This window comes from Asticcacaulis biprosthecium C19 (genome assembly GCF_000204015.1).
Taxonomy (GTDB): domain Bacteria; phylum Pseudomonadota; class Alphaproteobacteria; order Caulobacterales; family Caulobacteraceae; genus Asticcacaulis; species Asticcacaulis biprosthecius.
Window position 1 is genome coordinate 154,025 of the sequence record NZ_GL883077.1, and the last position, 8,311, is coordinate 162,335.

The window sequence follows — 8,311 nt, forward strand, 5'->3', positions numbered from 1 at the left end:
CAATAAAACGCCGACCGAACGGGGCTTTTTTAATGGTGGAGCTAAGCGGAGTCGAACCGCTGACCTCTTGAATGCCATTCAAGCGCTCTACCAACTGAGCTATAGCCCCATCTTTAAGGATGGTCACAACAGGGTTGCCCCGGTTGAGGCGGCGACTTCTATGTCATGGTTCGATGCCATGCAAGCCCCTTTTTCAAACATTTTTCGATTTTTTTGCGCACAGTCTCAGCCCGTCATCCACGCTGCCCCATGCAGTCATCAGACGCAAAAAAGCCGCCGGATGAACCGACGGCCTTCAAGGTTTTAAGCCTGTTTTGAAATGCGCGAGGCGGTCCTGTGCAGGTCAGCCTCGCGCTTTCGCCTACAGTTTTTAGCGGTCTTCGTCGTCTGCGCCTGGCAGGCCGTCGATTTCTTCGTCGAAATCGGCGTCATCGTCGTCTTCCAGGAACGGGACATCGTCGTCATCGGCATCGTCGACCAGGTCGGCGTCTTCGATATCCATGTCGACGGCATCGGCGCCGGCACCGACACGGGCCGGATCGGCCGGGTCGAGGTCTTCGTCTTCGTCAACCAGCAGGGTGTCGTCCACCACCACTTCGTCGATTTCCGGCGTGATGACTTCAGGCTCTTCGTCTTCGTCTTCCGCCTGGACCTTGGCCTTCACCTGATCTTCGGCTTCTTCGTCTGTATCTTCATAGTCAGGTGCTGTCGTGCGGACGCGCGAACGGCGCGTGCGGATAGCTTCTTCGGGGTCGAATTCGAATGCGCAGCGCGGGCAGTGCGCCGGGCGTTTGCCCAGGTCGTAAAACTTGGCGGTACAGTTGGGGCAAATCTGTTTGGTGCCTAAGGCGGGATCAGCCACGGGTCGTCCTTATCAGTCAGGATAGAAAAAAGCGTTTGCGATTGGTGCCCTTGCCACTAGTAAGGCCTCCTGTCAAAAGGTTAAATCCGCCCCGGCTTCAAATTTTCTTGGGCGGGGTTTCTCGCGGTCCGCGCCCGGACCAGTCTGCCGACGTTGTTTATGATCCCTGACTCGCCAAAAGCCGTAAAACTTGTTCCTGTCTCCAAGACACTCAGCGGACGGATCGCTCTGCCGGGATCGAAATCGATCACCAACCGGGTCCTGCTGATTGCCGCCCTCGCCCAGGGCAGCAGCCGCATCACTGGCGCGCTCAAAAGCGACGACACGACCTATATGGCCCGCGCCCTGGAACAGTTGGGCGTCACCGTCAGTGATACCGGCGACACCGAATTTCTGGTCGAGAGCACCGGCACTCTGACGCCGTCCGAAACACCCCTGTTTCTCGGCAATGCCGGTACCGCCGTTCGCTTCCTCACCGCCGCGGCGGCCAATGTCGCCGGCACCACGGTACTGACCGGCGACGCCCATATGCAGAAGCGGCCGATCGCGCCGCTGGTCGAAGCCTTGAACGCCGCCGGCGTCACAGCGCAGGCCCCGACCGGCTGTCCTCCCGTCACCGTTCACGGCAACGGTGGTTTTCAAACCCGCGCGATCGAGGTCGATGCCAGCCTCTCCAGCCAATATGTCTCGGCGCTGATGATGGCGGGAACCGCCGGCGACGCGCCGTTTAGCCTTAAGGTCAAGGATGGCGATATCGGCGCCCGCGGCTATATTGACATCACACTCACCTGCATGCGCGATTTTGGCGCGCAGATCACCCAGACCGGCCCATTGAGCTGGGATATCGCCAACCGGCCTTACCAGGCGCGCGACTACTGGGTCGAGCCCGACGCCAGCGCCGCAACCTATGTCTGGGGGATCAATGCCTTGACCGGGGCTCATCTGGACATCGGCATTGCGCCCGAGGCCATGATGCAGCCGGACGCCAAGGCCTATGACTTCATCCGTCAGTTCCCAAACCTGCCGGCGGTCATCGACGGCAGCCAGATGCAGGACGCCATCCCGACCATCGCCGTCCTGGCCGCCTTCAACCACCACCCCGTCCGGTTCGTCGGCATCGCCAATCTGCGCGTCAAGGAATGCGACCGCATCAATGCCGTCGCCACCGAACTGAACCGTATCCAGCCTGGCCTGGCGCAAGAGATCGGTGACGACCTGCTGATTACGCCCGACCGCAGCCTGATCGGCCGCACAGTCGAAGCCGATATCGAGACCTACCATGATCACCGCATCGCCATGGCCTTTGCGCAGGCTGCCCTGGTTATTAACGGAGTGCGTATCCTCGATCCCGGCTGCACGGCCAAGACCTATCCCGGCTACTGGCGTGATCTGCAAAGCGTCGGGGTTGAAATGACCTTCGACTGACCTGTGCGACTCTGATAAGCATGAGTCCGGTTTGTATCCCGGAGGCGAACATGGCAGTGACAGGCATCGGCGGCTTTTTCTTTCGCGCCAGGGATACGGGCGCCTTAAGCGCCTGGTACGCCAAGCATCTCGGCGTCGGCGCCGGGGAGTACGGCATGTGGCAAACCCAGTCGGGGCCCAGCGTGTTCGCGCCGTTCAAAGCCGATACGGATTATTTCGCCGCGGACCATCAGTGGATGCTGAACCTGCGCGTCGACGACCTGGACGGAATGCTGGCCACGTTGCGCGAGGCTGGCATCGAGGTGATCACCAAGCCGGAATGGGACATGCCGGGCGTCGGACGCTTTGCACGCATCCACGATCCGGAAGGCAATCCGATCGAGCTGTGGCAGCCAGACCCGGCCACCGGTTAGAACTGGTTTTTCCACGCTGATATGTTATTATGACCATGGTGCATGACTATGGGCATGAAAATGGACGACTCAACTTCGATTGGCGCCGGGGATTTCAAGGCCAAGTGCCTGAAGCTGCTGGATCAGGTCGCCGAGACACGTCAACCGCTTACGATTACCAAACACGGTAAGCCTGTTGCGCGTCTGGTGCCTATCGAGCCGAAACGCCCGCTGTTCGGTGCTTTGAAAGGTAGCGTCTACTACGAGGGTGACATTATTTCGCCTATCGATGTTGAATGGGACGCAGCCAAGTGAGTTTTGTCCTGCTCGACACCCACGTCCTCGTGTGGCTCATGCAGGGCATTGATCGCCTTTCTCCGACAAAACGAGACCTGATTCAAAAAGCGGCCGATCGCGATGAACTCGGCATTGTGGCCATAACACCGTGGGAAATTGCGATGTTGACCGCAAAGGGCCGCCTAGCCTTGCCTATGGATGTGGGAGATTGGATCGACGCGGCCGTGAAAGGCTTTGGCGTCGCCGTCGTACCCTTATCGCCGGAGATTTCGGTGGCCAGCAACCGTTTGCCGGGTGACTTTCACGCCGATCCCGCCGACCGCATGATCGTTGCTTCCGCTCGCCACCTGAATGCTTTGCTGGTGACCGAAGACAATGCAATCTTGGCCTATGCGCAGGCAGGCCATGTCCAGGCTGTGTCTGCCGGCTGAGGAGCTCTTGCAGCACCGCCGTCGCCGCGCTACAGGCGCCCCATGACCCAACCGCTTATCATCGCCTTCGACGGGCCGGCCGCTTCCGGCAAGGGCACCCTGGCCTCGGTGATCGCCGCCGACTACAGCCTGCCCTTCCTCGATACCGGCCTGCTGTACCGCGCCGCCGGCCACCTGGCGCACGTCCTCGGCATCGATCCGGCTCAAGCCGCCCAGCGCATCACCCCCGAATTGCTCAATGACGAAGCCTTGCGCGGTCGCGAAGCCGGCGAGCGCGCCAGCCAGGTCGCCGCCATTCCCGCCGTGCGCGCCGCGCTGAAACAGTTTCAGATCGACTTCGCCCACCAACCGTCGGGTGCCGTCCTCGACGGCCGCGATATCGGCACCGTTATCGCCCCCGATGCCACAGTCAAACTCTTCGTTACCGCCACCCCGGAAATCCGCGCCGAACGCCGCTGGAAACAACTGGTCAAGCTCAACCCGGCCCTGACCTTCGACGAAGTCCTAAGCGATATCCGCATCCGTGACGCCCGCGACTCCGGTCGGGCCGACGCACCCCTTGAAAAAGCTGGCGATGCCCTCTTGCTGGATACCTCCGACTTGGGTATAGAAGCCGCCATCGCGGCTGCGCGATCCCTTGTGAAAGACCGGTGTGGCGACAACTGACGCCAAATTCCAACATCGGTCCATTGAGGCAAGCACAACAGGGACGTCACCGGGGTCTTTTAGGGCCCGCAGTCAACCCCTTGGGGCCCGGCATTAAGCCTGCCTCCCAAACATCCTTTTGAAAATCCAAAGCCGCACCCCCGCGCGAACACCCTACGTCCTTGTGCCTCACACAGGACCGCCGGGACCATGGTTTGCCGGACACGCGCCCACACACCAAGAGTTTACATGAGCGAATACAACCCCTCGCGTGAAGATTTTGCTGCCCTGCTCGACGAGTCGATGCACGGCCGCGACATGCTCGAAGGCCAGGTCATCCACGGCCTGATCGTCGCTGTTGACAAGGACTATGTTACGGTCGACGTCGGTCTGAAGACCGAAGGCCGCGTCTCGCTGAAGGAATTCGGAGCGGACGCTGCCGGCCTGAAGGTCGGCAACACAGTCGAAGTTTACCTCGAGCGCGTCGAGAACGCGATGGGCGAAGCCGTCATCTCGCGTGAGAAGGCCCGCCGTGAAGAAGCTTGGACCCGTCTGGAAGCCATCTTCAACCGTGGTGAACCGGTCCTGGGTACCATCGTCGGCCGCGTCAAGGGTGGCTTCACCGTCGACATGGACGGCGCTTCGGGCTTCCTGCCGGGTTCGCAGGTCGATATCCGTCCGGTCCGCGACGTCGCGCCTCTGATGGGCAAGGAACAGCCTTTCGCCATCCTGAAGATGGACCGTCCGCGCGGCAATATCGTTGTTTCGCGCCGTGCCATCCTCGAAGAAGCCCGCGCCGAGCAGCGCACCGAACTGGTTGGCCAACTGGCCGAGGGCGAGATCCGCGACGGCGTCGTCAAGAACATCACCGACTACGGTGCGTTCGTCGACCTGGGCGGCATCGATGGCCTGCTGCACGTCACCGACATGTCGTGGAAGCGCGTTTCGCATCCGTCGCAAGTGCTTAACGTCGGCGACGCGGTCCGCGTCCAGATCATCAAGATCAATCCGGACACGCAACGTATCTCGCTGGGCATGAAGCAGCTGCAGAGCGACCCGTGGGAAAACGTCGACACCAAGTATCCGGTCGGCGGCAAGTTCTCGGGCCGTATTACCAACATCACCGACTACGGCGCTTTCGTCGAGCTGGAATCGGGCGTCGAAGGCCTGGTCCACGTGTCGGAAATGTCCTGGACCAAGAAGAACGTCCATCCGGGCAAGATCGTCTCCACCTCGCAAGAGGTTGAAGTTGTCGTCCTGGAAGTCGACGCTTCCAAGCGCCGCGTGTCGCTGGGCCTGAAGCAGGCTCAGGAAAATCCCTGGGATCAGTTCCTGCGTCAGCACCCGATCGGTTCAACCATCGAAGGCGAAGTCAAGAACGCCACCGAATTCGGCCTGTTCGTCGGCTTCGAAAACGACATCGACGGTATGGTGCACCTCTCCGACCTGGACTGGAACGTCCCGGGCGAAGAAGCCATCGCCAAGTACAAGAAGGGCGACGCCGTCCGCTCCAAGGTTCTGGACGTCGACGTCGACAAGGAACGTATCTCGCTGGGCATCAAGCAACTCGGCAACGATCCGATGACTGGCGACACCTTCAAGAAGGGCCAGACCGTCACCGTGACCGTGACCGAAGTCACGACCGGCGGCATCGAAGTCAAGTTCGGCGAAGACGAAGCCCCGATGTCGGCCTTCGTCCGCAAGTCGGACCTGTCGCGCGATCGCAACGAACAGCGCGTTGAACGCTTCGCCGTCGGCGACCGTATCGACGCCCAGGTCACCAACGTCGACAAGGCGGCCCGCAAGGTCTCCGTATCGATCAAGGCCCTGGAAATGGCAGCCGAAAAGGAAGCCATCGAACAGTACGGTTCGCAGGATTCCGGCGCTTCGCTGGGTGACATCCTGGGCGCTGCCCTGCGCGACAAGGCAGGGTCCTAAGACGCAGGGGCGCAGCCCCTGCACCCGGAATCGCGATAGCGCTGAACGCGTTCAAGCGATAACGGTCTAAGAGATAAGAAGCCGGATCCGCAAGGTTCCGGCTTTTTTTATTGCGTCAATGTAGGGAACAGGCAAAGTCACCCGTCTTTTAACCAAGCACCGGGACGCCACCATGCACTACGCCATTCTCTGCTATGACTCCGAAGAGGTCATCTGCGCCTGGTCCAAGGAGAAGGACGCCCAGGTCATGCACGATCTCGGCGCCGTTCAGGACCGGCTGGTGGCCGAAAGGAAGATGGGACCCGTGGCGCGACTGATGCCGACCACCGCCGCCGTCTCCCTGCGCAAAGGCCGCGACACCCTGGTCCTCGACGGCCCCTTTGCCGAAACCAAGGAACAGCTGCTGGGCTTCTACACCGTCGAGTGCGACACGCTGGACGAGGCCATCGAAGCCGCCAAGGACCTGGCCGCCGCCTCCGGCTCGGCCGGCTGTTTTGAAATCCGACCCATGATGATCTTTATCCCCGACAGACGTACGCCATGATCGATCCCGACTGGACAGGCACCGCCATCACAGCCGCCCGGCCCCAAGCCGTCGCTGCGTTGCTGCGCTATTTTCGCAGCCTTGACCTTGCGGAAGACGCCTTCCAGGACGCCGCCCTGCGCGCACTCAAGACCTGGCCGGTCAAGGGGCCGCCGCGCGACCCGACCGCCTGGCTGATCATGGTCGGGCGCAATGCCGCCCTGGACTACGTCCGGCGTCACTCGAAACAGACCGAACTGCCGCCCGAAGAGACCCTGTCCGACCTGGATGACGCCGAAGCCGACCTCGTCGAACGGCTGGACACCGGCGATTATCGCGACGACGTCCTGCGTCTTCTGTTCGTCTGCTCACACCCCGACCTTCCGCCCGTGCACCAGGTGACCCTGGCCCTGCGCATCGTCTGCGGCCTAAGCGTCCCACAGATCGCCCGCGCCTTCTTCACCGGCGAAAAGGCCATGGAACAACGCATCACCCGCGCCAAGGCTCGTATCGCGCAGAGCGACGTCCCCTATGGTGTGCCCAGCCCGGCTGAACGCGCCGATCGCGTCTATGCGGTCGCCACCATGATCTACCTGGTCTTCAACGAAGGCTATACCGGCAACGCCAAGGAAACCGAGGCCCGCGCCCCCCTGTGCGACGAAGCTATCCGCCTGGCGCGGCTCCTGATGCGGCTCTTCCCCGCAGAACCCGAAATCATGGGGCTGACCGCCCTGCTGCTGCTCCAGAATTCCCGAGCCGCGGCCCGTTTCGACGGTAATGGCGAGGCCGTGCTGCTCGACCAGCAGGATCGCAGCCTGTGGGACCAGCGCGCTATCGCCGAGGGTATCGCCCTGATCGACAAGGCCATTCGGCACCGCCAGCCCGGCGCCTTCCAGGTCCAGGCGGCCATCGCTGCCATTCATGCCCGCGCTGCAACGCCGGACGACACCGATTGGGCCCAGATCGAGCGGCTATACCGCACCCTCGAACAGATGCAGCCTTCGCCCGTTGTGACGCTCAACCGCGCCGTTGCTTTGGCGAAGATCGACGGTTCCCAGGCGGCGCTTGACCTGATCGCACCCCTGGCTGAAGCGCTGGACGGCTACTATTACTATCATGGCGCCGTCGGTATGTTTTCACGCCAGATGGGCGACGTCGGCGCCGCGCGCGAAGCCTTCATCCGCGCCATTGCCTGCAGCAAGACCCTGTCCGAGGCCGCCCATATCCGCCGCCAGCTCGACCAGTTGGCGGCTGAGTTTCCTGCTGACAGAAATTTTTCGCGCGATGTGTAGGGTCGGGTGTGTACGCTTCGTCCTTAGCTAGTACCAACCCTTACGGAGGATATCCCGATGACCGACACGCCCACTATCGATCCGGCCCTGTTCAATGGCGTGATTGCCTATATCAATGTTGTCGGCGCCAACGACGCCGTCGAATTCTACAAGAAAGCTTTCGGCGCAGAAGTACTGCGTCGCATGCCGACCGAAGACGGCCGGTTGATGCACTGCCATCTGAAGATTCATGGCGGCTCGATCATGGTCGCCGACGCCTTCCCGGAATACGGCTATCCTCACCAGCCGTCACACAGCTTCACCATGACCATCGTTGACGAGGCCGTCGATCCGTGGTGGAACCGCGCGGTTGAGGCCGGCTGTGAGGTGACCTCGCCGCTAAAACTCGAATTCTGGGGCGACCGTTACGGCGCCATGAAGGACCCCTATGGCGTCCACTGGGCCTTCAACGAACCGCAGAAGCAGGGCTAAGCCCCCAAAACTCAGGTTATTCCAACCTACGGTGA

General features: G+C 61.5%; 10 protein-coding genes and 1 tRNA gene. 9 read left to right on the plus strand and 2 right to left on the minus strand.

The genetic code is table 11. The features are described 5' to 3' along the window. Window positions 1-33: 33 nt before the first annotated feature. Window positions 34-109, minus strand: a tRNA-Ala gene (locus ABI_RS01115). A 261-nt stretch (window positions 110-370) separates the two neighbouring features. Continuing rightward, window positions 371-862 carry a TIGR02300 family protein gene (locus ABI_RS01120; protein WP_006270957.1) on the minus strand — a complete coding sequence of 164 codons (492 nt, stop codon included), beginning with the start codon at window positions 860-862 and terminating at the stop codon, window positions 371-373. Window positions 863-1,021: 159 nt separating this feature from the next. Here ABI_RS01120 and aroA point away from each other — a divergent pair, with 159 nt between their 5' ends. The 9 genes from aroA (at window position 1,022) to ABI_RS01165 (ending at window position 8,276) form a co-directional block, all read left to right on the plus strand. Further along, complete coding sequence (aroA, locus tag ABI_RS01125) at window positions 1,022-2,287, plus strand: 3-phosphoshikimate 1-carboxyvinyltransferase (protein ID WP_006270958.1); 1,266 nt, start codon at window positions 1,022-1,024, stop codon at window positions 2,285-2,287. A gap of 50 nt (window positions 2,288-2,337) precedes the next feature. After that, window positions 2,338-2,700, plus strand: coding sequence for a VOC family protein (locus ABI_RS01130; RefSeq protein ID WP_006270959.1), 363 nt, complete (start codon window positions 2,338-2,340; stop codon window positions 2,698-2,700). Window positions 2,701-2,760: 60 nt separating this feature from the next. Then, complete coding sequence (locus ABI_RS01135) at window positions 2,761-2,994, plus strand: type II toxin-antitoxin system Phd/YefM family antitoxin (protein ID WP_157138666.1); 234 nt, start codon at window positions 2,761-2,763, stop codon at window positions 2,992-2,994. Then, window positions 2,991-3,407 carry a type II toxin-antitoxin system VapC family toxin gene (locus ABI_RS01140; protein ID WP_006270961.1) on the plus strand — a complete coding sequence of 139 codons (417 nt, stop codon included), beginning with the start codon at window positions 2,991-2,993 and terminating at the stop codon, window positions 3,405-3,407. The genes ABI_RS01135 and ABI_RS01140 overlap by 4 nt, the downstream gene beginning before the upstream one ends. A 42-nt stretch (window positions 3,408-3,449) precedes the next feature. Further along, window positions 3,450-4,073: a (d)CMP kinase gene (cmk, locus tag ABI_RS01145; RefSeq protein WP_006270962.1), complete on the plus strand. Its 624-nt coding sequence runs from the start codon at window positions 3,450-3,452 to the stop codon at window positions 4,071-4,073. Window positions 4,074-4,301: 228 nt separating this feature from the next. Next, entirely contained in the window at window positions 4,302-5,990 is a 1,689-nt protein-coding gene (rpsA, locus tag ABI_RS01150; protein ID WP_006270963.1) for a 30S ribosomal protein S1, read from the plus strand. Window positions 5,991-6,162: 172 nt separating this feature from the next. Further along, the gene (locus ABI_RS01155; RefSeq protein WP_006270964.1) at window positions 6,163-6,534 is read left to right on the plus strand and encodes a YciI family protein; all 372 of its coding nucleotides are present in this window, start codon (window positions 6,163-6,165) and stop codon (window positions 6,532-6,534) included. Next, on the plus strand, window positions 6,531-7,805 hold the full coding sequence (locus tag ABI_RS01160) for an RNA polymerase sigma factor (RefSeq protein ID WP_006270965.1): 1,275 nt from the start codon (window positions 6,531-6,533) through the stop codon (window positions 7,803-7,805). The genes ABI_RS01155 and ABI_RS01160 overlap by 4 nt, the downstream gene beginning before the upstream one ends. A gap of 57 nt (window positions 7,806-7,862) precedes the next feature. Beyond that, window positions 7,863-8,276 (plus strand): VOC family protein, encoded by a 414-nt coding sequence (locus ABI_RS01165; RefSeq protein WP_006270966.1) that lies wholly within the window; start codon window positions 7,863-7,865, stop codon window positions 8,274-8,276. The last annotated feature ends 35 nt before the right edge of the window (window positions 8,277-8,311 follow it).